Genomic DNA, 25091 nt, shown 5'->3' with positions numbered 1-25091 from the left:
AGATGCGCGCACGATCCGTCTGGCCGGCGCGTCTGGCGCTGGCGTTCCTCTTCCTCATGCTGTGCCTGGCCAGCGTGGCGCTGTGGCGCCAGCTGGAACTCGACCAGCAGCAGCGCCTTGAGGAACGCATCGGCTACCAGGCCCGCAGCCTCGCGCGCCAGTTGGAAAACACCCTGCACACCGAGGTCGAAAGCCTCGACCGCATCGCCCGCCTGTGGAACAACCTCGGCCGCCTATCCCGTGACGACTGGGAACAGGAGGCCGAGCTGGCCCTGGCCGACTTCCCTGCCTACCAGTCCGTGCAGTGGGTCGGCGCCGACCTGCAGATGCACTGGCTGCTGCCCCTGCGCGGCAACGAGGCCGCCGCCAACTTCCGCCTGACGCCCGATCACCCCAACTACCCACTGGCCATGCAGGCCAAGGACACTGGCCAGCAGCGCTTCTCCAACAGCTTCCAGCTGGTCCAGGGTGGTCGCGGCTTCGTGCTCTACACACCGCTGTACCTAGAGGATGCCAAGGGCCAGCGCCAGTTCGACGGCTTCCTGCAGGGCGTGTTTCGCGTGCAGCCCTTGATGGACGAGCTGCTCGCCCAGCTCGACAGCGACAGCTTCAGCGTGCGCCTGCTGGAGAACGGCCAGAGCCTGTACAGTCGCGAGCGCCCCGGCACCCTGGCGGACACCTCCATCGAGGTGCCGCTGCGCCTGCTCAACAACCAGGCCTTCAGTCTACAGCTGAGCCCCACCGCCAGCCTGCTGCAAAGCCTCAGCACGCCCTTGCCACAGGTGGTACTGGGTGCCGGCCTGGCCATCAGCCTGCTGCTGGTAGCGGCCCTGGCCCTGGCCCTGGAGAACGCCCGCCGCGCCGGCAGCATGCAGCGCACCAATCGGCGCCTGCAGGTGGAGGCGACCCGCCGCGAGGAGACCGAACAGCACCTGCGTGACAGCCGCGAGCGTCTGCAACTGGTGCTCGACCTGACCGACTCCAGTCACGATGGCCTGTTCATCTTCGATACACGCAGCCGCGAGCTGCTGCACATGAATCAGGCCACCTACGCCGGCCTGGGCTATCGGCCCGAGCAGTTCGCCCAGCTTCTGCGCGACGCCCCCGAGCAGCTGCTGCCGGGCTTCCACAACTGGCTGGAACAGGCCCGCGAGGCCCAGCGCGACAACCAGTCGCGCATCTTCCAGCGCGAGATGTGCCGCCGCGATGGCAGCCGCCAGCCGGCGGAGATCAACACCCAGCTGGTGCAGCAGGGCGAGCGCGAATACCTGATCGCCGTATCGCGCGACAACAGCGAACGCCTGCAGCTGGAGGCGCGCCTGCAGCGCCTATCGCAGCAGGACGGCCTGACCGGCCTGTACAACCGGCGCTTCTTCGACCAGCAACTGCACAGCGAATGGCGCCGCCTGCGCCGCATCGGGGCACCGCTGGCCCTGCTGATGCTGGATATCGACCACTTCAAGGCGTTCAACGACGGCCTCGGCCACCTAGCCGGCGACGACGTCCTGCGCCAGGTCGGCAAGGTGCTGCAGGACAGCCTGCAACGCGAGGGAGATGTGGCGTGCCGCTACGGCGGCGAGGAGTTCGCCATCATCCTGGCCAACACCGGTCTCGACGGCGGCGAGCATGTGGCCGCGCGGGTCCACGACCTGATCGCCGAGCTGGCCATCGCCCACCCTGGCAGCCCCTATGGGCGCCTGACCCTGAGCATCGGTCTGGCAGTGGCCGAGCCGGTCAGCGAGGAAAGCCCGGGAGGCTTGGTGGCGCGCAGTGACCGCGCACTGTACCGAGCCAAGCACGAGGGCCGCGCGCGCACCTGCGTGTGGAGCGAAGCGCTGGCCGGCGAGGAGCCTGACCGCCCGCTGCCGCCGGCCTGAGTTACTGCACGATCAGGTTGTTGAACAGCAGATCCTCGACGATCGGCTTGCCCTCTTCCTGATTCAGCACTTCCTGCACCTGCTTGAGCGCCTCCTGGCGCAGCGCCTCCTTGGCGGCCTCGTCGGCCATTCCGGCGTCGGTCTGCTGGGAGAACAGCATCACCAGTTGGTTGCGGATCAGCGGCTCGTGGTGCTCGACCTTCTCTTCCGCTTCGCTGCCGGTCACGCGCAGGGCGATGTCGGCCTTGTAGAACTTCAGCTTGGGCCCGGCGCCGAAGTTGCCCACCAGCGCCGGCACCAGGCTGTAGTAGGCGACCTTGGGCGCGGCGTTTTCGCCCTCGCCTTCGCCCTCGCTGCTATTGGCCAGGGCGGTGAGCGGCAGGATCAGGGTCAGCAACAGTGCAATGCGGTTCTTCACGGGCAATTCCTCGGCGACGTATGCCGCCTAGCATAGCCATAGCGGCCCGCGCGCCCAAGCCCGGCGCTTATGGTGCGCCATCAGATGCGGCCATGCTCGTTGACCCTGCGGGTGTGCCTCCTACACTGCCGGACAGTCACGAACCCGAGGAATGTGCGATGAAAGCCCTGCTCTGCAAAGCCTTCGGCCAGGCGTCCAGCCTGGTCCTGGAAGACCTGCCCAGCCCCGAGCCGAAGAAGAACGAGGTGCTGATCGAGGTGCATGCTGCCGGGGTCAACTTCCCCGACACCCTGATCATCGAGGGCAAGTACCAGTTCAAGCCGCCGTTCCCGTTCGCTCCGGGTGGCGAGGCGGCTGGCGTGGTCAAGGCAGTCGGCGAGAAGATCAGCCACCTGCGCGCCGGTGACCGGGTCATGGCGCTGACCGGCTGGGGTGGCTTCGCCGAAGAAGTGGCGGTACCAGGCTACAACGTACTGCCGGTGCCGAAGAGCATGGAGCTGACCACCGCTGCCGCCTTCGGCATGACCTACGGCACCTCGATGCACGCACTGAAGCAGCGCGCCAACCTGCAGCCGGGCGAGACCCTGCTGGTGCTCGGTGCCTCCGGTGGCGTTGGCCTGGCGGCGGTGGAGATCGGCAAGGCCATGGGCGCCAAGGTGATCGCCGCGGCGAGCACCGCCGAGAAGCTGGAAGTGGCGCGCAATGCTGGCGCCGATCACCTGATCAATTACAGCGAGCAGAGCCTGAAGGAAGAGGTGAAGAAGCTCACCGGCGGCCAGGGAGTGGACGTGATCTACGACCCGGTGGGCGGCGAGCTGTTCGAGGAAGCCTTCCGCTCCATCGCCTGGAATGGCCGCTTCCTGGTGGTCGGCTTCGCCGCTGGCGGCGGCATCCCTGCCCTGCCGGCCAACCTGCCGCTGCTCAAGGGCGCCGCCCTGGTCGGCGTATTCTGGGGCTCGTTCGCCCAGCGCCAGCCGCAGGACAACGCCGCCAACTTCCAGCAGCTGTTCGCCTGGCACGCCGAGGGCAAGCTCAAGCCGCTGGTCTCGCAGACCTTCCCGCTGGCCCGCGGCGGCGAGGCCATCGACGCCCTCGGCCAGCGCAAGGCCGTGGGCAAGGTGGTGGTGACCGTTCGCTGACGACACCCGCGCAGGGGCGTCCGCGCCCCTGCGCTGCTCGCGTGACCCGCCTCGCAAATCCGGCGCAATAGCAAAAAGCCTTCACCGCCGCGCGCATTTAGCCGTTAAGATCGCGCCCCTCGCAGTGACCCACTAGTCCGGCTCCGCCCGGCAGCACTGCAACCCCGCCGCTCATCCAACAACAATTCATGCACTCCGGGGCACGCTGCGCCAATTCTGGCGCCGGCGCGATCGTCTATTTGTCCGAAAAATATGGAGGTTTTAAGTGCTCAAGAATTGCCTGTCCGCCTTGCTGATGATGACTGTCCTGGCCCTCAGCGGTCCCGCCGCGGCGCAGCTGTCTGCCGGCGAAGCGATGAACATGACCGGCCTGCAGCGCTCGATGGTGCAGCGCATGGCCAAGAATTACCTGATGATCGGCGCCGATGTGCGCGTCGATAGCGCCAGCCGCCAGCTACAGGAGTCGGTGACCCAGTTCGACACCGCCTACCAAGCCCTCAGCGCCTACGCACCGACGCCGGAGATCAAGAGCAAGCTGGCCGAAGTCGGGCAGACCTGGGCGACCTTCCGCCCGCAGGTCACCGCCAAGCCGGACCAGGCTCAGGCCGCCGCCATGCTGGCCAACAGCGAGCAGCTGCTGAAGCAGTCGCAGGAACTGACCGACCTGACCGCCGCGCACATCGGCGCCATGGGCAAAGTGGTCAATCGCAGTGGCTGGGCGCGCGTGCAGAGCCAGCGCATCGCCATGCTCTACATGGCCAAGGCCTGGCAGGTGCAGGCGCCTGACCTGGACGCCAAGCTGGACAAAGCGGTGGCCGACTTCGACGGCATCCTCAAGGAGTTCGAGGCCAAGCCCGCCGAGAACGAGCAGATCGCCACCTCGCTGCGCCGCGTGCGGGCCAACTGGGCGTTCACCCTCAAGGGCATCGACCTGCATGCCAACAGCTCGTTCGTGCCGACCTCGATCACCGTCAGCACCGACTCGCTGTTCCGCCACATGAACGAGCTGACCCGCCTCTACGCCGGCCTGCAGGGCTGATGCACCGCTACGCGCCGCGCCTCAGTCGCGCGGTGCGTAGGCGAACACGTCGGCGCGCATCTGGTGCGGGTCCATGCCGGCCGCCACCAGCGCGTCCAGCGTGCCGTAGACCATGCCCGGCGAGCCGCTGGCATAGACGTGCAGGGCCTTGAGGTCACTGAAGTCCTGGCACACCGCCTCGTGCAGCATGCCGCAGCGCCCGCTCCAGCCACAGGCGTCGCTGACCACCTGGTGCAACTGCAGGCCGGGCTGGTTCTGCCAGTCCGCCCAGTGCTCCAGCTGGTAGAAATCGTCCGGGTGGCGCACGCCCCAGTACAGGTGGATCGGCTGCGCGAAGCCGCTGCCGCGGCAGTGCTCGATCAGGCTGTGCATCTGCGCCATGCCGGTACCGGCGGCGAGCAGCACCAGCGGCCCGGCCGGCAGCTCGGCCAGGTGGGTGTCGCCGAACGGCATCTGCACCCGCGCCAGGCGCGTGCGCTGCAACTGCGCGACGATCTGCCGGCTGCTGTCCTCGCGAGTGAGGATGTGCAATTCCAGATCGCGCCCCTGATGCGGCGCCGAGGCCAGGGAGAAGGCCGACCACTCGCCGTCGTCACGCTGCAGCAGCAGGTACTGCCCAGCGTGGTAGCGCGGCGCCTTGCCGGCCGGCGCGCGCAGGCGCACGCGGCAGACATCGCCGCCCAGGTCGGTGAGATCGATTACCTGGCAGCCGAAAGTACGCACCGGCAGTTCGCAGGGAGCGAGTACGCCATCCCAGTGCAGCACGCAGTCTTCCAGCGGTTCGGCCAGGCAGGTGAACAGCTCACCGTGGTCCAGCTCGGCGCCGGCCTGTTGCACCCGGCCCTCCACCAGCAGCGCCGCGCAGATATGGCAGTTGCCGTTGCGGCAGCTCTGCGGGCACTCGTAGCCCAGGCGCCGCGCGCCATCGAGGATGCGTTCGCCGGGCTGGATCTCGAGCACCGCGCCCGAAGGTTGCAGGGTGACCTTCATGACATGAATGCCTTCAGCTGCGTCGCAAGCGAAGGGTGGGCAAGGCGAAAGGGCGCGAGGGCGCGGAGTTTACATCGAGTAAATGAGCAGCCCGAGCGGCCTTTCAACACAGCCCAATCGAGCGCAGCAGCAGATGATGCATTCATCAGTCGATGCCCAGCTCTTTCCACATGTCGTCGATCCGCGCCACCACGGCCGGGTCCTTCTCGATCACCCGGCCCCACTCGCGCGTGGTCTCGCCCGGCCACTTGTGCGTGGCGTCGAGGCCCATCTTCGAGCCCAGGCCGGAGATCGGCGAGGCGAAGTCGAGGTAGTCGATCGGCGTGTTGTCGATCATCACCGTGTCGCGCTTGGGGTCCATGCGCGTGGTGATGGCCCAGATCACGTCGTTCCAGTCGCGGGCGTTGACGTCGTCGTCGGTGACGATGACGAACTTGGTGTACATGAACTGGCGCAGGAAGCTCCACACGCCGAGCATCACGCGCTTGGCGTGGCCCGGGTACTGCTTCTTCATGGTCACCACCGCCATGCGGTAGGAGCAGCCTTCCGGCGGCAGGTAGAAGTCGGTGATCTCCGGGAACTGCTTCTGCAGGATCGGCACGAACACTTCGTTCAGCGCCACGCCGAGGATCGCCGGCTCATCTGGCGGGCGGCCGGTGTAGGTGCTGTGGTAGATCGGCTGCTTTCTGCGAGTAATGCGCTCGACGGTAAACACCGGGAAGGTATCGACCTCGTTGTAGTAGCCGGTGTGGTCGCCGTACGGGCCTTCCGGCGCAGTCTCGCCCGGATAGATATGGCCTTCCAGGACGATCTCGGCACTGGCTGGCACCTGCAGGTCGGAACCGATGGCCTTGACCAGCTCGGTACGATGGCCGCGCAAGAGCCCTGCGAAGGCATATTCGGAGAGGGTGTCCGGCACCGGGGTCACGGCGCCGAGAATGGTCGCCGGGTCCGCGCCGAGAGCCACGGCCACCGGGTAGGGGCGGTCCGGGTACTTCTGGCACCACTCGCGGTAATCCAGCGCGCCGCCACGGTGGCTGAGCCAGCGCATGATCACCTTGTTGCGACCGATCACCTGCTGGCGGTAGATGCCGAGGTTCTGCCGTTCCTTGTTCGGCCCCTTGGTGATGGTCAAACCCCAGGTGATCAGCGGCGCCACGTCGCCCGGCCAGCAGTGCTGGATTGGCAGTTTGCCGAGGTCGACGGCGTCGCCCTCCTCGATCACCTCGTGGCAAGGCGCATCCTTGAGCACCTTGGGCGCCATGCTGATGACCTTCTTGTAGATCGGCAGCTTGCTCCAGGCGTCCTTCAGGCCCTTGGGCGGCTCGGGCTCCTTGAGGAAGGCCAGCAGCTTGCCAATCTCGCGCAGCTCGCCGACATCCTCGGCGCCCATGCCCAGCGCCACGCGCTTGGGCGTGCCGAACAGGTTGCCGAGCACCGGTACGTCGAAGCCGGTGGGCTTCTCGAACAACAGCGCCGGGCCGCCACGACGCAGGGTACGGTCGCAGATTTCGGTCATTTCCAGCACGGGAGAGACCGGGGTCTGGATGCGCTTGAGCTCGCCACGGCTTTCCAGCTCGCGGATGAAGTCGCGCAGGTCGCGGTACTGCATGCTTGGGCCTCACAGGTCGGGGCGCAAAGTTTAGCGCCGAACTGGGTTATTCAGAAGGCTGCAGAAATGCAGAGGCCGGGTTTCCCCGGCCTCGCGTGCAACGACTGATGCTTACTTGCGCTTCATCGACAAGAAGAATTCGTCGTTGGTCTTGGTGTCCTTCAGCTTGTCGGTGAGGAACTCGATGGCAGCGATCTCGTCCATCGGGTGCAGCAGCTTGCGCAGAATCCACATGCGTGCCAGCTCTTCCTCGCCGGTCAGCAACTCCTCGCGGCGGGTGCCGGACTTGTTGATGTTGATGGCCGGGAACACACGCTTCTCGGCGATGCGGCGATCCAGCGGCAGCTCCATGTTGCCGGTACCTTTGAATTCCTCGTAGATCACCTCGTCCATCTTCGAGCCGGTTTCAACCAGCGCGGTGGCGATGATGGTCAGCGAACCGCCTTCCTCGATGTTACGGGCGGCACCGAAGAAGCGCTTGGGCTTCTCCAGGGCATGGGCGTCGACACCACCGGTCAGCACCTTGCCGGAGCTCGGGATCACGGTGTTGTAGGCACGTGCCAGGCGGGTGATGGAGTCCAGCAGGATGACCACGTCCTTCTTGTGCTCGACCAGGCGCTTGGCCTTCTCGATCACCATCTCGGCGACCTGCACGTGGCGGGTCGGCGGCTCGTCGAAGGTCGAGGCAACCACTTCGCCGCGCACGGTGCGCTGCATCTCGGTCACTTCTTCCGGGCGCTCGTCGATCAGCAGGACGATCAGGTAGCACTCGGGGTTGTTGCGGGTGATGTTGGCCGCGATGTTCTGCAGCATGATGGTCTTGCCCGCTTTCGGCGGGGCGACGATCAGGCCACGCTGGCCCTTGCCGATCGGCGCGCAGAGGTCGATCACGCGGCCGGTGAGGTCTTCCTTGGAGCCGTTACCGGCTTCCATGGTCAGGCGCTCGTTGGGGAACAGCGGCGTCAGGTTCTCGAACAGGATCTTGTTCTTGGCGTTTTCCGGACGGTCGAAGTTGATGGTGTCGACCTTGAGCAGGGCAAAGTAGCGCTCGCCTTCTTTCGGCGGGCGGATCTTGCCGATGATGGTGTCACCGGTACGCAGGTTGAAGCGACGGATCTGGCTGGGCGAGACGTAGATGTCGTCCGGGCCGGCCAGGTAGGAGGAGTCCGCGCTACGCAGGAAGCCGAAGCCGTCCTGGAGGATCTCCAGCACGCCGTCGCCGGAGATCTCTTCGCCGCTTTTCGCGTGCTTCTTCAGCAGGGCGAAGATGATGTCCTGCTTGCGCGAACGGGCCATGTTTTCCAGACCAGCCTGGTCGGCCATGTCCAGCAGTTCGGCAATCGGCTTTTGCTTGAGTTCGGTCAGATTCATAGGAATGAACGTAGGTATATAGAGAGAGGGAAGGAAAGCCCTGGGGGCTTTGCTGGCCGCGCCGCGGAGAAGGCGACTGGATCGCTCGATATTATCGGGAGGAGCGCGTCGGCGACGGCTTGGAGGGCAGCGAAGAACCCGCTGCAGGCCCGAATTTAACACCGGGTTTGGCGCTGCGTCCAGCCTGCGCCCAAAGAAAAAGCCCCGCGAGGTGCGGGGCTTTTGCGCTATCCGGGGCCGGGGCCTCAGATATTGGCGTCGAGGAAGGCAGCCAGTTGCGACTTGGACAGGGCACCAACCTTGGTGGCCTCGACGTTGCCGTTCTTGAACAGCATCAGAGTCGGGATGCCGCGCACGCCGTACTTCGGCGGGGTTTCCTGGTTCTCGTCGATGTTCAGCTTGCAGACTTTCAGCTTGCCGGCGTAGGTCTGGGCGATCTCGTCCAGGACCGGGGCGATCATTTTGCACGGGCCGCACCACTCGGCCCAGTAGTCGACCAGGACCGGACCTTCGGCCTTGATCACGTCGTCTTCGAAGCTGGTGTCGCTGACGTTGGTGATGAATTCGCTCATGTACAGTCTCCGTGATCGGAAGCAAAAAGTGGCGCCATGATAGCCCGCATCCTTCCATGCCGAAAGCTGCTGTCCATTGAGCTTGACTATCAATGGATTTCATACAGCTGATGAAAGACTACGGCAACCCGCCCACGGGCGGTTAACATGCAGTCATTGCGGCGCCCGCTCGACCAGGATGGGGTGCCAACGTTTTGCCAAGGGACAATCCTACATGCCCAACACCGCCAAACAGTTTCCTCTGATCGCCGCCATCGACCTGGGCTCCAACAGCTTCCACATGGTGCTGGCCAAGGCCGACCACGGCGAGATCCGCATCCTTGAGCGGCTCGGCGAGAAGGTACAGCTGGCCGCCGGCCTGGATGACGAGCGCCAGCTCAGCGAGGAAGCCATGCAGCGCGGCCTGGATTGCCTGCGCCGCTTCGGCCAACTGATCCAGGGCCTGCCCCACGGCGCCGTGCGTATCGTCGGCACCAACGCCCTGCGCGAGGCACGCAACCGCGCCGAGTTCATCCGCCGCGCCGACGAAATGCTCGGCCATCAGGTAGAAGTCATCTCCGGCCGCGAAGAGGCCCGCCTGATCTACCTCGGCGTCTCCCACACCATCGCCGACAACCCCGGCAAGCGCCTGGTGGTGGACATCGGCGGCGGCAGTACCGAATTCATCGTCGGCCAGCGCTTCGAGCCGCTGCTGCGCGAAAGCCTGCAGATGGGCTGCGTCAGCTACACCCAGCGCTACTTCAAGGACGGCAAGATCACCCCGGCGCGCTACGCCCAGGCCTACACCGCCGCGCGCCTGGAACTGATGAGCATCGAGCAGGGCCTGCAGCGCCTGGGCTGGCAGGAATCGGTGGGCGCCTCCGGCACCATCCGCGCCGTGGGCCTGTCGATCAAGGCCGGCGGCCTGGGCAATGGCGAGATCAACCCCGAGGGCCTGGCCTGGCTCAAGCGCAAGGTGTTCAAGCTGGGCGAAGTGGACAAGCTGGACATCGAGGGCATCAAGCCCGACCGCCGACAGATCTTCCCGGCCGGCCTGGCCATCGCCGAGGCCATCTTCGACGCCCTCGACCTGCAGCGCATGGACCACTCCGAAGGCGCCCTGCGTGAAGGCGTGCTGTATGACCTGCTCGGCCGCCACCACCACGAGGACGTGCGCGAGCGCACCCTGAGCTCGCTGATGGAGCGCTACCACGTCGACCTGCAGCAGGCCGCGCGCGTCGAGGCCAAGGCCCTGGCCGCGCTGGAGAAGGTCGCCAGCGCCTGGCAACTGGACGAGGACTGGCACCGCGACCTGCTGCAGTGGGGCTCGCGCGTCCACGAGATCGGCCTGGACATCGCCCACTACCAGTACCACAAGCACGGCTCCTACCTGATCGAGCACTCCGACCTGGCCGGTTTCTCCCGTCGCGACCAGCTGATGCTGGCCCTGCTGGTACGCGGCCACCGCCGCAACATCCCCAAGGAACGCTTCGCCGAATTCGGCGAGGACGGCGTGCAGCTGCTGCGCCTGTGCGTGCTGCTGCGCTTCGCCATCCTCTTCCACCACATCCGTGGCACCCAGGAAATGCCCAAGGTGCAGCTGCAGGCCGGCCCGCAGCGCCTGGACCTGACCTTCCCCGAAGGCTGGCTGGAGGCCAACCCGCTGACCCAGGCCGACTTCGAGCAGGAAGCCGAGTGGCTGACCCGCATCAACTTCATGCTGACCGTGCACTAAGCAAACGGCGGGCATGAAAAAGGGAGGCCTAGGCCTCCCTTTTTCGTTGCAGCGCGGCGTTCTTAGAACAGGACGCGGCTGCGGATGGTACCGGTAACGTGCTGCAGCTTTTCCAGCGCCAGGTCGGAGTACTCGGCGTCGACGTCGATCACCACGTAGCCGACCTTGTCGTTGGTCTGCAGGAACTGACCGGAGATGTTGATGCCGTTGTCGGCGAACACCTTGTTGATCTCGCTCATCACGCCCGGCACGTTCTCGTGGATGTGCAGCAGACGGTGCTTGCCCGGGTGGGCCGGCAGGGCGACTTCCGGGAAGTTCACGGAGGACACCGAAGTACCGTTGTCGCTGTACTTGACCAGTTTCTCGGCCACTTCCAGACCGATGTTGGCCTGAGCTTCGGCAGTGGAACCACCGATGTGCGGGGTCAGGATCACGCGATCCAGGCCACGCAGCGGGCTCTCGAACTCTTCGTCGTTGGACTTCGGCTCGACCGGGAACACGTCGATGGCGGCGCCGATCAGGTGCTCGTCCTTGATCGCGGCAGCCAGGTGCTCCAGCTCGACCACGGTGCCACGGGCGGCGTTGATCAGGATGCCGCCCTTCTTCATGGCGCGGATTTCCTTCTCGCCGATCATCCACTGGGTGGACGGCAGCTCAGGCACGTGCAGGGAGACGATGTCGGCCATGCCCAGCAGGTCGTGCAGCTTGGCCACCTGGGTGGCGTTGCCCAGCGGCAGCTTGGTCACGGTGTCGTAGAAGAACACCTGCATGCCCAGGGCTTCGGCCAGTACCGAGAGCTGGGTGCCGATGGAGCCGTAACCGACGATGCCGAGCTTCTTGCCGCGGATCTCGAAGGAGTTGGCCGCCGACTTGATCCAGCCACCACGGTGGCAGGAGGCGTTCTTCTCCGGAATGCCGCGCAGCAGCAGGATGGCCTGGGCCAGAACCAGCTCGGCGACCGAACGGGTGTTGGAATAGGGGGCGTTGAACACGGCGATGCCACGCTCACGGGCGGCGTCCAGGTCGACCTGGTTGGTGCCGATGCAGAAGCAGCCGACGGCAACCAGCTTCTTGGCGCAATCAAAGACTTCCTCGGTCAGCTGGGTGCGCGAGCGGATGCCGATGAAGTGCGCATCGGCGATCTTGATCTTCAGCTCCTCGTCGGACAGCGCGCCCTTGAGGTACTCGATGTTGGTGTAGCCAGCGGCCTTCAGCGTATCGACGGCGTTCTGGTGCACGCCTTCCAGCAGAAGGAACTTGATCTTGCTCTTGTCGAGAGAGGTCTTGCTCATCGGAGTACCTGTGGTCCCACAAAAAGTGTCAGGAAAGCGGCCTTGGCCGGCCCGCAGATCGGCGGGGAGGCACGATTGGCGGGGTGCGTATGCTAACATACGCGCCCCGCGAAACTGCCACCCCTGGGCGATGAAGCGTTCTCAGGGTGACCATGAATAGTTCGAGAGTTCCCAGATGACCAATCCTGCCCTGATCGAAGAGCTGAAGACCCTGGTGGATGCCGGCAAGGTGCTGACCGACGCCGATTCCCTCAATGCCTACGGCAAGGATTGGACCAAGCACTTCGCGCCCGCCCCGTCCGCCATCGTCTTCCCCAAGACCATCGAGCAGGTACAGGCCATCGTGCGCTGGGCCAACCAGCACAAGGTCGCCCTAGTGCCCTCCGGCGGCCGTACCGGCCTGTCTGCCGCGGCTGTGGCGGCCAACGGCGAAGTGGTCGTGGCCTTCGACTACATGAACCAGATCGTCGAATTCAACGAATTCGACCGCACCGTGGTGTGCCAGCCGGGCGTGGTGACCAAGCAGCTGCAGCAGTACGCCGAGGACAAGGGCCTGTACTACCCGGTGGACTTCGCCTCCAGCGGCTCCAGCCAGCTGGGCGGCAACATCGGCACCAACGCCGGTGGCATCAAGGTGATCCGCTACGGCATGACCCGCAACTGGGTAGCCGGCATGAAAGTGGTCACCGGCGCCGGCGACGTGCTGGAGCTGAACCGCGACCTGATCAAGAACGCCACCGGCTACGACATGCGCCAGCTGTTCATCGGCGCCGAAGGCACCCTGGGCTTCGTCGTCGAAGCCACCATGCGCCTGGAGCGCGCGCCGAAGAACCTCACCGCGATGGTTCTCGGCACCCCGGACTTCGACTCGATCATGCCGGTGCTGCACGCCTTCCAGAACAAGCTGGACCTGACCGCTTTCGAGTTCTTCTCGGACAAGGCCCTGGCCAAGATCATGGCCCGTGGCGACGTGCCGCCGGCCTTCGAGACCGACTGCCCGTTCTACGCCCTGCTGGAATTCGAGGCCACCACCGAGGAAGTCGCCAACCAGGCACTGGAGACCTTCGAGCACTGCGTCGAGCAGGGCTGGGTGGTCGACGGCGTGATGAGCCAGAGCCAGCAGCAGCTGGAGAACCTGTGGAAGCTGCGCGAGTACATCTCCGAGACCATCAGCCACTGGACTCCGTACAAGAACGACATCTCGGTCACCGTCGGCCAGGTGCCCGCCTTCCTGCACGACATCGACCGCATCGTCGAAGCCAACTACCCGGACTTCGAAGTGGTGTGGTTCGGCCATATCGGCGACGGCAACCTGCACCTGAACATCCTCAAGCCGGAGAACCTGTCCAAGGACGACTTCTTCGCCAAGTGCGCCATCGTCAACAAGTGGGTGTTCGAGACCGTGCAGAAGTACAACGGCTCGATCAGCGCCGAGCACGGCGTGGGCATGACCAAGCGCGACTACCTGCACTACAGCCGCTCCGAGGCCGAGATTGGCTACATGAAGGCGATCAAGGCGGTATTCGATCCAAACGGCATCATGAACCCCGGCAAGATCTTCCCGCTTTGACTTCCGTCGGATGGCCGGTGCCGCGCGCACCTGCCATCCTGCTGCTCCGCGGTGGCTGTCCACCGTCTCCCCGATCACAGGAGCCCGCATGAGCTACCAGCACCAGTACGTCGACGGCACCCCGATCCACTTCCCGCTGGGCAAGGTGGTCTGCGTCGGCCGCAACTACGCCGAGCACGCCGCCGAGCTGAACAATCCGATCCCCACCGAGCCGCTGCTGTTCATCAAACCGGGCAGCTGCACCGTGCCAATGGATGACGGCTTCGCCATTCCGCAGGACCGCGGTGGCGTGCATTTCGAGGCGGAGATCGCCGTGCTGATCGGCAAGCCGCTGTCGAAGAAGCCCAGTGAAGAGGAAGTGCGCGACGCCATCTCCGGCTTCGCCCCGGCCCTGGACCTGACCCTGCGCGACGTGCAGGCCAAGCTCAAGGAGAAGGGTCTGCCCTGGGAACTGTCGAAGAGCTTCGACGGCGCCTTCGTGCTGGCACCTTTCGTCGCCGCCGACGCGGTCGAGGATGTGCGCGATATCGGCATCCGCCTGAGCATCGACGGCCAGGTGCGCCAGGACGGCAACGCCAGCTCCATGCTCAACCCGATCATCCCGCTGATCCAGCACATCGCCGCCCACTTCAGCCTGCAACCGGGCGACGTGATCTCCACCGGCACCCCGGCCGGCGTCGGCCCGCTGGCCAGCGGCGAGAGCCTGCAGATCGAGCTGGTCGGTCTGTCGAGCTTCTCCACCCGCGTACTCTAAGCAAGATGCGGCGGGCCTCCCGCCGCTCTTCACAGAACTTTCACCCCCGCTGAGTACTCTGACGAACTCGATTTGTCCGAGCAGTCATCGATGTCTTCCGCTTTTTCCCTCTCCCGAGGCCGCCGCCAGAGCCTGGCGCTGGTCGTCACGCTGGCCTGCCTGATCGCCATCGTCCGCTACATGCACTGGGACGACCGCGCCCTCTACTGGTTCAAGGAACACAACCTGCCCAGCGCCGAGCGCGCCGCCAGCATCTGGCTGCCGGGCTACAAGGCCAGCATCCAGAGCCTACCGTTGCCCGGACTGGAAGAAGGCGAGACCTCCGACCTGGCCTACAGCCCGCTGACCGGCACCCTGTTCACCGTCACCGGCAAGCTGCCGATGCTGGTCGAGCTGAGCCGTACCGGCGAGGTGCTGCGGCGCATCGTGCTCAAGGGCTTCAGCAATCCGGAAGGCGTGGCGGTTCTGGAGGACGGCAAGATCGCCGTGGCTGACGAGCGTCAGCGCCAGCTGTCGATCTTCGAACTGACACCGCAGACCCACGAACTCGATCTGGCCGACGCAGAGCCCTTCGACCTGGGCTTCCCCGATGCCGGCAACAAGGGCTTCGAGGGCGTGGCCTGGGACCCGGCGCAGCAACGCCTGCTGCTCGGCAAGGAGCGCACGCCGCGCATGTTCAGCCTCGGCAGCGACGGCCAGCACCTGCTCGACCAGGAGCTGCAGCCGCTACCCAGCTACGGCCTGGGCATGCGCAACCTGTCGGCGCTGAGCGTCGACCCGCGCACCGGGCACATACTTGCCCTCTCCGCCCAGTCGCGGCTGCTGCTGGAGCTGAACGAGAAAGGCGACCCGGTCAGCTTCATCAGCCTGATGGGCGGCCAGAGCGGTCTCGATCAGCGCATCCCACGCGCCGAGGGCGTGGCCATGGACGAGGAAGGCACCATCTACATGGTCAGCGAGCCGAACCTGTTCTATGTGTTCCGCAAGGATGAGCCCTTCACCGCGCCACAGGGTTAATCCGCACAAACAAAAAAGCCCGCGAAATGCATCTCGCGGGCTTTTTGTTGCCAGGTAGAACCTAGCGCACGACGCTGTCGAAGCCCTGCAGCACGTTGATGGCGTTGATGCCGATCTCCTCCACCGCGTAGCCGCCTTCCATGACGAACAGGGTCTGCAGGCCCAGCGCGCCGATGACTTCACCCATGCGCAGGTAGTCCGGGCTATCCAGCTTGAACTGCGAGATCGGGTCTTCCTTGAAGGTGTCCACGCCCAGCGAGACGATCAGCGCGTCCGGTGCATAGGCGGCGATCTGCCGGCAGGCGGCGGCCAGCGCCAGGCTCCAGGCCGACCAGTCGCTACCGGCGGCCAATGGGTAGTTGAAGTTGAAGCCGCGGCCGACGCCCTCGCCCTTCTCGTCGGCATAGCCGAGGAAGAACGGGTATTCGAAACGCGGGTCGCCGTGGATCGAGGTGAACAGCACGTCGGCGCGGTCGTAGAAGATGTCCTGGGTGCCGTTGCCGTGGTGGTAGTCGACATCGAGGATAGCCACGCGACTGGCGCCCTGGTCGAGCATGGCCTGGGCGGCGATGGCGGCGTTGTTGAAGTAGCAGTAGCCGCCCATGTAGTCGGCAGCGGCGTGGTGGCCTGGCGGACGGCACAGCGAGAACACCCCGCGCGCACCCTTGGCCAGCTCGGCCTGGCCGGTCAGCGCGACGTTCACCGAGCTGCTCACCGCCTGCCAGGTGCCGGCGGTGATCGGTACACCGGCGTCGAAGCTGTAGTAGCCGAACTTGCCGTCGATGCAGTCCGGAATGGTCTGGCGCAGGCGGCGGTTGGGCCAGGTGAACGGCAGCATGTCGTAGTCGCGACCCATGGCCTGCCATTCGGCCCAGGCGTCCTTGAGGAAATGCACGAAGCCCTCGTCATGCACCCGCAGGATCGGCGCCATACCGAAATCGCGCGGCGCCGCCACCTCGCCCAGCTTCACCTTCTGCGCGCGCGCCAGCACCATGTCGGCACGGCTGGGCTTCTCGAAGCAGGGCGTGAGCTGGCCGTCGATCAGCTCGTATTTGCCGTGGTGCAGGTGATGGTCGTCGCTATAAATCGTCAGCATAAGAAGCTCCCCGGACTCAGGCAAAGTCCGTTCTAGGCAGGTAAATGCGGAGGCCCGCAGGCCTCCGGGTGAGGCGGATTATTTCTTCAGCTTGGTCCAGACCTTGCTGCGCAGGGCCAGGGACTTGGGCGAGCAGAGCTTGAACGGACGCAGGCGCTCGAGCTTGTCGGCCGGGGTGTTGATCGCCGGATCGTCGAACAGCGCCTTCTCCATGAACTTCTCCGAGCCGGCGATGGCGTTGTGGTACTTGGCGAAGTTGGAGGCGGCGGCGATGTTCTCCGGCTGCATCATCCAGTTGATGAACACGTGGGCCTCGGCGACGTTGGTGGCGCCGGCGGGAATCACGAAGTTGTCGATGAAGGTGGCGATACCTTCCTTCGGATAGACGTAGGTCAGCGACGCGCGCTGTTCCTTGGCGCGGTGGAAGGCGCCGTTCCACTGCTGGTGCATGGCCACTTCGCCGGCGGCCATGCGCTCGATGGTGCCGTCACTGTTGTACATCGCCAGCATCGGCTTCTGCTTGAGCAGCAGCTCCATCACCTTCTTCATGTCCTGCGGGTCTTCCGTGCAGCGGTCGATGCCCAGGTAGAAGGCCGCCGGCGGGAACAGGTCATCCATCGAGTTGAGCGCCACCACCTTGCCCTTCAGCTCGGCCGGCGGCTCGAAGAAGGGGCCCCAGCTCTCGTCGAGCTTGCCACCCGGCACCTGGGCGCTGTCGTAGCTGTAGCCGGTCGAACCCCACAGGTAGGGCACGCTGTAGTCGTGGCCCGGGTCGTAGTCCAGCTTCTGGAAAGTCGGCGCCAGATTGGCCAGGTTCGGCAGCTTGCTCTTGTCGAACTTCTGCAGCAGCCCTTCCTTGACCATGATCTGGATGAAGCTGTCCGACGGCACCACCACGTCGTAGTTGCCGCCACCGGCCTTGAGCTTGGCCAGCAGGGTCTCGTTGGAGTCGTAGGCGTCCAGGGTGGCCTTGATGCCGGTGTCGGCCTCGAATTTCTTCAGCAGCTCCGGCGGGTAGTAGTCCGACCAGTTGGCGAAGTTCAGCGTGCCGGCGGCCTGGGCGGCGCCGGACAGGCCGAGGGCGAATACTACGGATAGCGCGAGCGGGGTACGACGGATCATGGTCTGGCTCCTAGCGTTTGCGTTGGCCTAAGTAGTACGACAGGGTTACAAAAAGAATGGAAAGCACGAGCATGATCGAGGAAATCGCGTTGATCTTCGGCGATATACCCATGCGGATCGAACTGAAGATGTACACCGGCAGGGTGGTCGAGCCGGCGCCGGCGACGAAGTAGGTGATGACGAAGTCGTCCATCGAGATGATGAAGGCCAGCATCGCCCCGGAGAGGATGCCGGGCAGCAGCAACGGGAAGCTGACTCGCCAGAAGGCGCGCCAGGGAGAGGCATACAGGTCGGCGGCAGCCTCCAGCAGGCGCGGGTCCATGCCCTGCAGGCGGGCGCGGATCGGCAGGTAGGCGAACGGCGTACAGAACACCACGTGGGCGATAAGGATGGTCAGAAGCGACAGCTTCAGGCCGATAAAGGCGAAGAACATCAGGATCGCCACCGCGCAGACGATGTCCGGCACCAGCAGCGGCAGGCCGAGCACGCCCTGCAGCGCGCCCTGGCCACGGAAGCGGCGGCCGTGCATGCCCAGCGCCGCCAGGGTCGCCAGGCAGGTGGAGATCAAGGTGGCGCAGACCGCGACGATCAGCGAGTTCTTCGCCGCCCGCAGGATCTCCGGGTCGTTGGCCACCACCGAGTACCACTTGAAGCTGAAGCCCTGCCACAGGGTGGCCGACTGCCCGGCGTTGAAGCTCAGCGCCACCAGCACGATGATCGGGATATAGAGGAAGGCGAAGAACGCCCAGGCCACCGGCCGCACGCCGGTGAAACGCCACAGCGGGCCCTGCAAGTTCATGCGCGCACCTCCTGGCCACGCTGGCGCAGGCCATTGAACAGCAGGGCCAGCAGCACCAGGCTGAACAGGGCGAAGGCCAGCGCCGAACCCAGCGGCCAGTTGTGCGCCGAGCCGAACTGCAGCTGCACCAGGTTGCCGATCATCAGCGACTTACCGCCGCCGAGCAGCTCAGGAATGATGTAGTTACCCAGCGCCGGGATGAACACCAGGGTCGCGCCGGCCAGCATGCCCGGCAGCGCCAGCGGCAGGATCACCCGCTTCAGCGCCTGCCAGCGGTTGGCGCCCAGATCGAAGGCCGCCTCCACCAGGCGCCAGTCGAGCTTCTCCAGGCTGGTGTAGATCGGCAGCACCATGAACGGCAGGAAGCTGTAGAGCAGGCCGATCATCACCGCCGTGTTGCTGTACAGTAGGCCCAGCGTGCCCTCCGGCACGCCGAACAGGCCCAGGCCGCTGTCGACCAGGCCGCCGTTGCGCAGCAGCAGCATCCAGGCGTAGACCCGCACCAGCAGGTTGGTCCAGAACGGCACGGTGACCAGGAACAGCAGCAGGTTGCGCTTCTTCTCGCTCTGCAGCGCCAGGTACAACGCAGTGGGAAAACCGATCAGCAGGCAGCCGACGGTGGTCGCCACCGCCAGGCCGAAGGAGCGCTGGAAGATGCCCAGGTAGTCGGTGTTGAACACCAGGCTGTCGTCGAAGTCGCGCTCGTAGAGGAAGCTGACGTAGGCATCCAGCGAATACTCGCCCCACTTCACCCCGCCGTAGTCGCCGGGCTGCAGGAAGGACACCAGCAGCATGATCGCCAGCGGCGCGAGCATGAACACCAGCAGCACCGCCATGCTCGGCGCGACCAGGCCGAGGCGACGGAACAGCTGACGGCGCTCGGCCAGTTGCCGCGGCGTACTCATTCGCTCAGCACCCGGATGGCGGCGGCCGGCACGTCCAGACGCACCTGGGCGCCACGCGGCAGCGGCTGGCTGATGCCGCCGCGATTCTGCTGGCGCACGCGGAAGCCGGACTGCCCGGCGACCTTGAGCAGGTAGAGTGTGTCGGTGCCGATGTACACCACTTCCTCCACCTCACCGGCCAGGTTGCCGGACTCGCTCAGGCTGATGCGCTCCGGGCGGATCGCCAGGGTCACCCGCCCACCTTGCGGCACACCGGCCAGGTTCAGCACCTGGCCATCGCCGAGGCGCGCGCCGCCGGCGAAGGGGTCAGCGTCGAGGAAGTTGGTCTCGCCGATAAAGTCGGCCACGGTGCGATTCACCGGGCTCTCGTAGATCTCGCCCGGCGTGCCGACCTGAAGGATGCGCCCCTTGCTCATCACCGCGATGCGGTCGGACATGGTCAGCGCTTCTTCCTGGTCGTGGGTGACGAAGATGAAAGTGATGCCGGTCTCGGCCTGCAGGCGCTTGAGCTCGATCTGCATCTCCTTGCGCAGCTTCATGTCCAGCGCCGAGAGCGACTCGTCGAGCAGCAGCACCTTGGGCCGGCTGGCCAACGCACGAGCCAGGGCGATGCGCTGCTGCTGACCACCGGAGAGCTGGTCGGCGCGACGCCCACCGACATCCGGCAGCTTGACCAGCGCCAGCATGCGCTCGACCGTGGCGGTGATCTCGGCCTTGGGCTTGCCCTGCATCTCCAGGCCGAAGCCGATGTTCTGCGCCACCGTCATGTGCGGGAACAGCGCATAGCTCTGGAATACGGTGTTGACCGGGCGGCGGAAGGGCGGGAGGTCCTGCATCGGCTCGCCGTACAGGCGGATCACCCCGGCGGTGGGCTGCTCGAAGCCGGCGATCAGCCGCAGTAGCGTGGTCTTGCCGCAGCCGGACGGCCCCAGCAGGGTGAAGAATTCGTTGTCGCGGATTTCCAGCGAGACACCGTCCAAGGCCTTGTGGCCACTGCCGACAGCGCCGTACTCCATACTCAGGGTTTCGATCGAGATCGCACTGCTCATCCGCGAATAGCTCCTAACCAATTGTTTTTATTGGTGATTAAGAGGCAGGAAGGGGCCAAGTGGCCTTGCAATCGATTCTAGGCAACGCCGCGCTTGCGGCAGAACGATAGATGCGGACAAAAGGGGATAGATGTGGCCAAGTTGCACACCTCAGGCTCACTCGAGCCCTAGTGAGACGACAGTCTGCGAGTTCGGCTTACTTAACAATACGTAACTCATACTGCTTATCGCTATCTTTGAGCACATATGATCTAGAAATTTTAACTAGATCAACGCCCGAGCTAGACTGATATTCAATATGAACAAGCCCCTCCGACTCCTGCAAACGCATTCTCAACACTGGATACTCATCAGCCTTCTTCTCTTTCAGAACAACCGCACCACACTTTCCTTTATATTTTTCACAAATCCTCGGCCAGTCTCTTACCATTATGGATCGAGGATACTTCTCCGACAAATATAAGCCCGGAAGCTCACCACTCTTTTCGCCGACCTTATAAAAAGCAATTTTCGCCTTATTATCTGTAAACAAAGAGCTAAAGCTCAGTCGCCCCGTACTATACAACTCCCCTCTCACAACCTCGCTTCTACCTTGATGCCCCATGATTGAACCTTCGTAATATACATAATCACGGGACATCAAAATCTCAACCTGCCCGCCAGCCAAATTGAAGTCATTTATGTATAAATCCCAATAATTTCCTCCTACCCACATCATCCGCTCGCACGAGGATAAAAATACTGAGATCACAACTATCACAAAAACTTTAACACCACGCCATCCATGAAAATCAAACATAATTCATAACCCTAACCGTATTACTTTTATCCATCTCACTATCGACAACCAAGGAGCAACCCTATACAGAGGAAAGTGCAATCAAAGATCGACACAACCAAGAGAGCACATAAACCTCTAGATTCTGAATTTATCTAAAGCACGCAATCTAGTAAATGACGACTCCGGGTAACCACACTCATTATCCCGGTTGATTCCTAGGTGCTCGAAGAAAGATGCCGAGCAATCCCCTTCTTCAACGGCAACAACCCCTGTGCCACCCGCAACCCCACCCCGCGCAGCAGCTTCGCTGGCAGGCGGTCGTTGGTGTAGACATCCACCAGCAGGTTGGTGGCCTGGTACAGCGGCCAGGTCGCCAGGCGGTGCTGGCGCTCGTAGCGGGCCAGCACCGCTGGGGCGGCAATATCTTCGCGACGAGCATGGGCGGCCAGCACCGCCGCGCTGAGCCGCTGCACGCTACCCAGGCCGAAGTTGAAGCCGTGGGCGGTGACCGGATGCATGCCGACGGCGGCATCGCCGAGTAGTGCGCAACGCGGGCCAACCAGGCGCTCGGCGTAGGCGCCGACCAGCGGGTAGGCGTGCCGCGCGCTGACCAGGCGCATGGCGCCCAGACGGCGCTCGAAGCGCTGCTCCATCTCGCGGGCGAAGGCTTCCTCATCCAGAGTGCGCAGGCGCTCGATCTCGCGCGGCGGCAGGGTCAGCACCACCGAGGACTGGTTGCCGTTGAGCGGCAGCAGGGCCAGGGTCTGGCCATAACCGAACCACTCCCAGGCGGTCTGCCGATGCGGCTTCTCGTGCTCCATGCGGCACACCAGCATGGTCTTGCCGAAGTCCTTGAGCCGCGCACCGATGCCCAGTTGGCGGCGGGTCTCGGAGAAGCGGCTGTCGGCGGCGACCAGCAGCCGCGTGTGCAGCACCTCGCCGTCGGCCAGCTCCAGCTGCACCTCACGCTCGGCGTGGCGAATGGCGCGTACCGACGCCGCGCAGCGCAGCTGCACATCGGCGCATTCAGCGACCGTATCGAAGGCGGCGCGGCGAATCGCCCGGTTGGCCACCAGGTGGCCGAGGCGCTCGGCGCCAGCCTGCTCGGCGCGAATCTGCAGGGCGAACAGCGACGGGCCGTTGAGCACCTGGGCGTCGCGCAGCACGGCGACCTCCTCGGTCGGCAGGCGCTGCCACAGGCCGAGTTTCTCCAGCAGCGCCTGGGAGGCATGGGTCAGGGCGATCTCGCGGCCGTCGAAGGCTGGCTCGGCCAGCTCGGATTCGGCCTGGCGCTCCAGCAAGACGATGGACAGGCCATGCCCGGACAGGGCGCGAGCCAGGCACAGGCCGGCCGGGCCGGCGCCGATGATGGCGACATCATGGATCATGAGGTGGGCGCTCCGCGCGACACTGAGGTTGCGCGAGTCTAGGGCTGGCGCCGAGACCAGCCCTTGTCCCCGGTCAATCAGCGGCGCAATTCGCTCGGCGCCAGGCCGCTCCAGCGCTGGAAGGCGTGGCGGAAGCTGGCGGTCTCGCTGTAGCCGAGCTCTTCGGCGATCAGGTAGATCGGCTTGTCGGTGTTGAGCAGCAGCTGGCGCGCCTTGTCGTAGCGCACCTCGTCGAGCAAGTGCTGGAAGCTGGTGTTGAGCTGCTGCAGGTGGCGGCGCAGGGTTCGCTCGGAACGGTGCAGACGGGTGGCGACGCGCTCCAAAGTGGAGCATTCGGTCAGGTCGCCGGCCAACTGCTGGCGGATCAGGTCGCGCAGGTCGTGGCGGCTGTGCAGCTGCGCCTCCAGCTGCATGCATTGCTGCAGGCCGTGCTGGTGGCTGACCGGGTCGGCCAGCGGCAGGGTCCGTTCGAGCAGCTTGGGGTTGAAGCACAGCGCGTTGCAGCCGGCGTCGAACTCCACCGGGCAGCCGAGCCGCTCGCTGTAGCTGGCGGCATGTGCCGGCGCCGGGTAGTCCAGCAGCAGGCGGCGTGGGCGCACCGACTCGCCGAGCAGGTCCTGCACCACGGTGAGCAGCGAGGCCAGGCACAGCTCGATGTTGAACTGGCGCAGCGCCGGCGCGTAGCGATAGCCGCTGGCGCTCAGGCGGACCTCGTCGCCGACCGGCTGCAGGTCCAGCTGGAAGTAGGTACCAAGCAGCGTCGGATGAGAGATCGCCAGGCGCAGCGCTTCAGCCAGGTCGCGACTGGCCAGCAGGGTGTAGCCGAGCATGCCGTAGGCGGACACATGCATGCGCTTGCCCAGCAGCAGGCCGAGGGCCGGGTCGGCACTGGCCGCCAGGGCATTGCTCAGTACCCGCAGTTCCTGGGCATGGCTGACCAGCCGGGCGGGGCTCTGCAATTCCTGCTGGCAAATGCCGCTGCCATCCAGCAACTGCTCGGCCGGTACGCCCATACGCTGCACGCTCTGCACGGCCAAGGCGACCGTGTGCAGGGTGGTCAATACTCGCTCTTCCGGTAACACTGACATGAAGCCGTTTCCGCTGCGGTGGTATTCGGTAACTCGGCCCGCGGCCCGGTTCAGCTTTCTTAAGCTTGAATTCAGCTGCAGCTGTTTTGATGCTGCCACCCTGATTCGGAACCTCATCCATGCGCCGCCTGACTCAAGCTCGTGTCCTGCTGCCCACCCTGGCATTGCTCGCCCTCGTGGCGCTGCTGGTAGTTGCCCACCAATGGCGCCTGCTCGAACGTGGCTGGTTCGTGGTGCAAGAATGGCGCCATGCCGCCGAATGGCGTGACAAATCGATCTGGCTACCGGACTACCGCGCAGTGATCCAGGCCCAGCCGATCGAGGGCCTGGATGCCGACGTTTCGGCGCTGACCTTCGACCCGGATCGCCACACGCTCTTCACCGTGACCAACAAGAATCCCGAGATCGTCGAGCTGTCACTGGACGGCAAGGTGCTGCGCCGCGTGGCGCTGGTCGGCTTCGGCGACCCGGAGGCCATCGAGTACATCAGCCGCGACGTCTACGTGGTCACCGACGAGCGCCAACAGCGCCTGTACCGGGTCAACCTCAACGCCGATACCGAGTTCGTCGACGCCGCCGAGTCCGAGCAGCTGTCGCTGGGCATCGGCCTGAACGGCAACAAGGGTTTTGAGGGGCTGGCCTACGACGCCACCCAGCACCGCCTGTTCGCCGCCAAGGAGCGCGACCCGGTGCGCATCTACGAGATCCACGGCTTCCCCCACAACAACCCGGACAAGCCCTTCGCCGTGCACGTGGTGGACGATCCCAAGCGCGATGCGCGGCTGTTCGTGCGCGATCTCTCCAGCCTCGACTACGACGCCCACACCGGGCACCTGCTGGCGCTCTCCGACGAGTCGCGCCTGGTGCTGGAAATCAACTCGGATGGACGCCCGATCAGCTCGCTGTCACTGCTCGGTGGCCAGCACGGCCTGGAGCGCGGAGTGCCGCAGGCCGAGGGCGTGGCCACCGACGACAGCGGCCGGCTGTACCTGGTCAGCGAGCCGAACCTGTTCTACGTGTTCGAGAAACAAGCCGCCGAGTGAGGCGGCGCCTCAGCTGTCGTCCTGCAGGCTCGCGCCCGGCGCGTTGCTCTTCACCGACTCGGTGCCGGCCTTGGCGCCGGCCTCGCTGGCGTACAGCTGGCTCTGCCCGACCACCTGGCCATTGGTGGCCTTGAGCACGAAGTGATACTTGCCGCCGGCGGCCGCCTTGACCTCGAAGGCGCCGTCGCGCTGGGAGTTCTTGCGCACCGACTCGATGCCATCCAGGGCCGACTGCTTGGCCTTGTACTGCTCGCTGCTGAGGATGATCTCGCCGTTGCCGGCGTGCAGGTTGAAGTGGAACTGCTCGTTCGCGGCTTTCTTCAGGTGAAATTTGCTGGCCATGGCTGAACCTCCGTTGTGCAGGGTCAGCTAAGCGTAGCCGGTAGGGTCTGTTGGCGTTTCGGCGCAAGCCGCGTTGCCGCGAAAAATCTCGCCAGGCTAGGCGTGGGACGCAG

23 protein-coding genes are annotated in these 25091 nt (G+C 64.9%); 8 read left to right on the top strand and 15 right to left on the bottom strand.

Annotated features, from left to right (window positions below; translation table 11 throughout):
* Positions 1-2: 2 nt before the first annotated feature.
* Positions 3-1877 carry a diguanylate cyclase gene (locus IP89_RS17385; RefSeq protein ID WP_052081123.1) on the top strand — a complete coding sequence of 625 codons (1875 nt, stop codon included), beginning with the start codon at positions 3-5 and terminating at the stop codon, positions 1875-1877.
* Between the two features lies 1 nt (position 1878).
* Here the strand turns inward: IP89_RS17385 and IP89_RS17380 are convergent, their stop codons facing one another.
* Entirely contained in the window at positions 1879-2295 is a 417-nt protein-coding gene (locus tag IP89_RS17380) for a flagellar basal body-associated protein FliL (RefSeq protein WP_043310893.1), read from the bottom strand.
* Between the two features lie 158 nt (positions 2296-2453).
* Between IP89_RS17380 and IP89_RS17375 the strand changes: the two genes are divergently transcribed.
* Positions 2454-3434 (top strand): NADPH:quinone oxidoreductase family protein, encoded by a 981-nt coding sequence (locus IP89_RS17375; protein WP_043310892.1) that lies wholly within the window; start codon positions 2454-2456, stop codon positions 3432-3434.
* A 265-nt stretch (positions 3435-3699) separates the two neighbouring features.
* The gene (locus IP89_RS17370; protein ID WP_043310891.1) at positions 3700-4473 is read left to right on the top strand and encodes a type IV pili methyl-accepting chemotaxis transducer N-terminal domain-containing protein; all 774 of its coding nucleotides are present in this window, start codon (positions 3700-3702) and stop codon (positions 4471-4473) included.
* A gap of 21 nt (positions 4474-4494) precedes the next feature.
* Here IP89_RS17370 and IP89_RS17365 read toward each other — a convergent pair whose 3' ends face one another.
* The 4 genes from IP89_RS17365 to trxA all read right to left on the bottom strand — a co-directional run bounded on the left by IP89_RS17365 (position 4495) and on the right by trxA (position 9018).
* Complete coding sequence (locus IP89_RS17365; RefSeq protein ID WP_043310890.1) at positions 4495-5463, bottom strand: CDP-6-deoxy-delta-3,4-glucoseen reductase; 969 nt, start codon at positions 5461-5463, stop codon at positions 4495-4497.
* Positions 5464-5608: 145 nt separating this feature from the next.
* Positions 5609-7075: a 4-hydroxy-3-polyprenylbenzoate decarboxylase gene (ubiD, locus tag IP89_RS17360; RefSeq protein WP_043310889.1), complete on the bottom strand. Its 1467-nt coding sequence runs from the start codon at positions 7073-7075 to the stop codon at positions 5609-5611.
* 111 nt (positions 7076-7186) lie between these two features.
* A complete protein-coding gene (gene rho, locus IP89_RS17355; RefSeq protein WP_043310888.1) occupies positions 7187-8446 on the bottom strand; it encodes a transcription termination factor Rho in 1260 nt (419 codons plus the stop codon).
* Between the two features lie 245 nt (positions 8447-8691).
* A complete protein-coding gene (gene trxA / locus IP89_RS17350) occupies positions 8692-9018 on the bottom strand; it encodes a thioredoxin TrxA (protein WP_043310887.1) in 327 nt (108 codons plus the stop codon).
* A 214-nt stretch (positions 9019-9232) separates the two neighbouring features.
* Between trxA and ppx the strand changes: the two genes are divergently transcribed.
* On the top strand, positions 9233-10732 hold the full coding sequence (gene ppx / locus IP89_RS17345) for an exopolyphosphatase (protein ID WP_043310886.1): 1500 nt from the start codon (positions 9233-9235) through the stop codon (positions 10730-10732).
* 62 nt (positions 10733-10794) lie between these two features.
* Here the strand turns inward: ppx and serA are convergent, their stop codons facing one another.
* Positions 10795-12024 (bottom strand): phosphoglycerate dehydrogenase, encoded by a 1230-nt coding sequence (gene serA, locus IP89_RS17340; protein WP_043310885.1) that lies wholly within the window; start codon positions 12022-12024, stop codon positions 10795-10797.
* A 175-nt stretch (positions 12025-12199) separates the two neighbouring features.
* Between serA and IP89_RS17335 the strand changes: the two genes are divergently transcribed.
* The 3 genes from IP89_RS17335 (at position 12200) to IP89_RS17325 (ending at position 15365) form a co-directional block, all read left to right on the top strand.
* Positions 12200-13594: an FAD-binding oxidoreductase gene (locus IP89_RS17335; protein ID WP_043310884.1), complete on the top strand. Its 1395-nt coding sequence runs from the start codon at positions 12200-12202 to the stop codon at positions 13592-13594.
* Positions 13595-13682: 88 nt separating this feature from the next.
* Positions 13683-14348: a fumarylacetoacetate hydrolase family protein gene (locus tag IP89_RS17330; RefSeq protein WP_043310883.1), complete on the top strand. Its 666-nt coding sequence runs from the start codon at positions 13683-13685 to the stop codon at positions 14346-14348.
* 90 nt (positions 14349-14438) lie between these two features.
* Positions 14439-15365, top strand: a complete 927-nt coding sequence (locus tag IP89_RS17325; protein WP_043310882.1) for an SdiA-regulated domain-containing protein — start codon at positions 14439-14441, stop codon at positions 15363-15365.
* Between the two features lie 61 nt (positions 15366-15426).
* On the opposite strand, the gene IP89_RS17320 is transcribed toward IP89_RS17325, so the two are convergent.
* From IP89_RS17320 to IP89_RS17290, 8 genes are all read right to left on the bottom strand, one after another.
* Positions 15427-16461, bottom strand: coding sequence for a histone deacetylase family protein (locus IP89_RS17320; RefSeq protein WP_043310881.1), 1035 nt, complete (start codon positions 16459-16461; stop codon positions 15427-15429).
* A gap of 78 nt (positions 16462-16539) precedes the next feature.
* Complete coding sequence (locus IP89_RS17315) at positions 16540-17583, bottom strand: extracellular solute-binding protein (RefSeq protein WP_043310880.1); 1044 nt, start codon at positions 17581-17583, stop codon at positions 16540-16542.
* A 10-nt stretch (positions 17584-17593) separates the two neighbouring features.
* Positions 17594-18382 carry an ABC transporter permease gene (locus IP89_RS17310; protein ID WP_043310879.1) on the bottom strand — a complete coding sequence of 263 codons (789 nt, stop codon included), beginning with the start codon at positions 18380-18382 and terminating at the stop codon, positions 17594-17596.
* Entirely contained in the window at positions 18379-19287 is a 909-nt protein-coding gene (locus IP89_RS17305; RefSeq protein ID WP_043310877.1) for an ABC transporter permease, read from the bottom strand. The genes IP89_RS17310 and IP89_RS17305 overlap by 4 nt, the downstream gene beginning before the upstream one ends.
* On the bottom strand, positions 19284-20336 hold the full coding sequence (locus IP89_RS17300) for an ABC transporter ATP-binding protein (protein ID WP_043310876.1): 1053 nt from the start codon (positions 20334-20336) through the stop codon (positions 19284-19286). The genes IP89_RS17305 and IP89_RS17300 overlap by 4 nt, the downstream gene beginning before the upstream one ends.
* 196 nt (positions 20337-20532) lie before the next feature.
* Positions 20533-21135, bottom strand: coding sequence for a hypothetical protein (locus tag IP89_RS23410; protein WP_156115078.1), 603 nt, complete (start codon positions 21133-21135; stop codon positions 20533-20535).
* 197 nt (positions 21136-21332) lie between these two features.
* Complete coding sequence (gene ubiM / locus IP89_RS17295) at positions 21333-22505, bottom strand: 5-demethoxyubiquinol-8 5-hydroxylase UbiM (protein WP_043310875.1); 1173 nt, start codon at positions 22503-22505, stop codon at positions 21333-21335.
* A 77-nt stretch (positions 22506-22582) separates the two neighbouring features.
* A complete protein-coding gene (locus tag IP89_RS17290) occupies positions 22583-23593 on the bottom strand; it encodes an AraC family transcriptional regulator (RefSeq protein WP_043310874.1) in 1011 nt (336 codons plus the stop codon).
* A gap of 119 nt (positions 23594-23712) precedes the next feature.
* Here IP89_RS17290 and IP89_RS17285 point away from each other — a divergent pair, with 119 nt between their 5' ends.
* Positions 23713-24636 (top strand): SdiA-regulated domain-containing protein, encoded by a 924-nt coding sequence (locus tag IP89_RS17285; RefSeq protein WP_043310873.1) that lies wholly within the window; start codon positions 23713-23715, stop codon positions 24634-24636.
* A gap of 9 nt (positions 24637-24645) precedes the next feature.
* On the opposite strand, the gene IP89_RS17280 is transcribed toward IP89_RS17285, so the two are convergent.
* Positions 24646-24978, bottom strand: a complete 333-nt coding sequence (locus IP89_RS17280; protein WP_043310872.1) for a YegP family protein — start codon at positions 24976-24978, stop codon at positions 24646-24648.
* Between the last annotated feature and the right edge of the window lie 113 nt (positions 24979-25091).

This window comes from Pseudomonas sp. ML96 (assembly GCF_000761545.1).
Lineage (GTDB): Bacteria > Pseudomonadota > Gammaproteobacteria > Pseudomonadales > Pseudomonadaceae > Aquipseudomonas.
This window is presented reverse-complemented; position numbering and strand designations above follow the sequence as displayed.

Excerpts from the sequence above, each read along its gene's own strand:
- IP89_RS17385 (WP_052081123.1), top strand. The coding sequence starts at position 3 with ATGCGCGCACGATCCGTCTGGCCGGCGCGTCTGGCGCTGGCGTTCCTC.
- IP89_RS17375 (WP_043310892.1), top strand. The coding sequence starts at position 2,454 with ATGAAAGCCCTGCTCTGCAAAGCCTTCGGCCAGGCGTCCAGCCTGGTC.
- IP89_RS17365 (WP_043310890.1), bottom strand. The coding sequence starts at position 5,463 with ATGAAGGTCACCCTGCAACCTTCGGGCGCGGTGCTCGAGATCCAGCCC.
- ubiD (WP_043310889.1), bottom strand. The coding sequence starts at position 7,075 with ATGCAGTACCGCGACCTGCGCGACTTCATCCGCGAGCTGGAAAGCCGT.
- rho (WP_043310888.1), bottom strand. The coding sequence starts at position 8,446 with ATGAATCTGACCGAACTCAAGCAAAAGCCGATTGCCGAACTGCTGGAC.
- trxA (WP_043310887.1), bottom strand. The coding sequence starts at position 9,018 with ATGAGCGAATTCATCACCAACGTCAGCGACACCAGCTTCGAAGACGAC.
- ppx (WP_043310886.1), top strand. The coding sequence starts at position 9,233 with ATGCCCAACACCGCCAAACAGTTTCCTCTGATCGCCGCCATCGACCTG.
- serA (WP_043310885.1), bottom strand. The coding sequence starts at position 12,024 with ATGAGCAAGACCTCTCTCGACAAGAGCAAGATCAAGTTCCTTCTGCTG.
- IP89_RS17335 (WP_043310884.1), top strand. The coding sequence starts at position 12,200 with ATGACCAATCCTGCCCTGATCGAAGAGCTGAAGACCCTGGTGGATGCC.
- IP89_RS17330 (WP_043310883.1), top strand. The coding sequence starts at position 13,683 with ATGAGCTACCAGCACCAGTACGTCGACGGCACCCCGATCCACTTCCCG.
- IP89_RS17325 (WP_043310882.1), top strand. The coding sequence starts at position 14,439 with ATGTCTTCCGCTTTTTCCCTCTCCCGAGGCCGCCGCCAGAGCCTGGCG.
- IP89_RS17320 (WP_043310881.1), bottom strand. The coding sequence starts at position 16,461 with ATGCTGACGATTTATAGCGACGACCATCACCTGCACCACGGCAAATAC.
- IP89_RS17315 (WP_043310880.1), bottom strand. The coding sequence starts at position 17,583 with ATGATCCGTCGTACCCCGCTCGCGCTATCCGTAGTATTCGCCCTCGGC.
- IP89_RS17310 (WP_043310879.1), bottom strand. The coding sequence starts at position 18,382 with ATGAACTTGCAGGGCCCGCTGTGGCGTTTCACCGGCGTGCGGCCGGTG.
- IP89_RS17305 (WP_043310877.1), bottom strand. The coding sequence starts at position 19,287 with ATGAGTACGCCGCGGCAACTGGCCGAGCGCCGTCAGCTGTTCCGTCGC.
- IP89_RS17300 (WP_043310876.1), bottom strand. The coding sequence starts at position 20,336 with ATGAGCAGTGCGATCTCGATCGAAACCCTGAGTATGGAGTACGGCGCT.
- IP89_RS23410 (WP_156115078.1), bottom strand. The coding sequence starts at position 21,135 with ATGTTTGATTTTCATGGATGGCGTGGTGTTAAAGTTTTTGTGATAGTT.
- ubiM (WP_043310875.1), bottom strand. The coding sequence starts at position 22,505 with ATGATCCATGATGTCGCCATCATCGGCGCCGGCCCGGCCGGCCTGTGC.
- IP89_RS17290 (WP_043310874.1), bottom strand. The coding sequence starts at position 23,593 with ATGTCAGTGTTACCGGAAGAGCGAGTATTGACCACCCTGCACACGGTC.
- IP89_RS17285 (WP_043310873.1), top strand. The coding sequence starts at position 23,713 with ATGCGCCGCCTGACTCAAGCTCGTGTCCTGCTGCCCACCCTGGCATTG.
- IP89_RS17280 (WP_043310872.1), bottom strand. The coding sequence starts at position 24,978 with ATGGCCAGCAAATTTCACCTGAAGAAAGCCGCGAACGAGCAGTTCCAC.